At 34.4% G+C, this 1,185-nt stretch carries 1 protein-coding gene; it reads right to left on the reverse strand.

Annotation, left to right across the window (positions count from 1 at the left end; all coding sequences use genetic code 11):
* Positions 1 to 1,185, reverse strand: a 1,185-nt coding sequence (locus CVT13_RS10155) for a hypothetical protein (protein WP_159071125.1), incomplete at both ends; no start/stop codon positions are given.

Consider the following 1,185-nt stretch of genomic DNA (forward strand, 5'->3'; position numbering starts at 1 on the left):
CATCATCTCTGTTTTGATTTATATCTCTATGATCTTGTATATCCATAGATCTTTGGTTTTCATGGGTTATGGTTTTTACAAGATCTTTCATATCGGTTATGTTTTTGAAATTTATATAGCTAGATCCGGTTTGCAAGCTTGTAAAACCTTTTATCTTTTCGCCATTATATCCTGTTTCATCTGTATATATAGACTTTATATCATTTGGTTGATATCCTAAATTCTTCATAACGGCAAGCGTTACTAGTGCCATAGCCTCTTTTCTTTGTGCTTCGGTTGTAGTACTACTAGATAAAAATGCTTGTAGTTCTGGTGAGTTTGCCACCTCTTCTCTAACGCCGTTTAATACGCTATATTGCTTGCTTACTTCTTTAAAGAATGAGAATATAGTTGCTCTATCCGTAGTCGCTATTTGATTAATGGCGTCTATTATGGTACTACTATCTACTATCTCTTTAGCTATCTCCCTCCTACCCTCTTTACTAAACACCCTAGCATCTATACTAGCATCTACATTTGAGCTTATGCTAGTATTTACTAGATCTTTTGTTAGTTTAGTAGTATCTCTGTTTAGTCTATCCATATCATCGGAGTTCTCTTTATCTGCTATCTCTATGTTGCCACTGCCTAGAGTTGCCATGTTTTTAGATAGTGTGTAGCTTAGATTTCTTTGATTAGAGTAGTTTATTGACTTTAGACTAGAGTAGCTTGTACTCTTGTCTTGGCTATTTTTATTGGCTTCATCTTTTTTACCTAGTGAGTAGTTAGCACCTATACTAAGAGATGATCCTTTGTTATAACTTGTATTTGATAGGTTCTCATAGCTTAGGGTATTTGTTTTTAAATTTAGGTTGTGGTTATCTATAAAGGTATTATCTTTATCATACTCTCCTGCTGCTAGTAGTGATCCTTTTAGATGAGTGTTTTTACCTACCTCTACATTTAGCTCATTAGCTGTTATAGATGATAGGTTTGTTTGTTTTATCTTTGTGTTTGAGTTTGACTTGCTAATGCTCGCTCCAACAGAGCTTAGAGAGCTATCTCCTGATGCAAAGTGTTTAGCATTAGTTGCTCCGGAGTAGCTTGCACTTAAATTTATACCCTTGCTTTTAGAGCTGGCATCTTTTATATCTCTAGTGCTCTCTAAGCTTAGGTTATTTCCTACTTTTAAATTTAGTTTTTCAT

The organism is Campylobacter concisus (assembly GCF_003049085.1).
In the GTDB taxonomy this organism is placed as follows: domain Bacteria; phylum Campylobacterota; class Campylobacteria; order Campylobacterales; family Campylobacteraceae; genus Campylobacter_A; species Campylobacter_A concisus_H.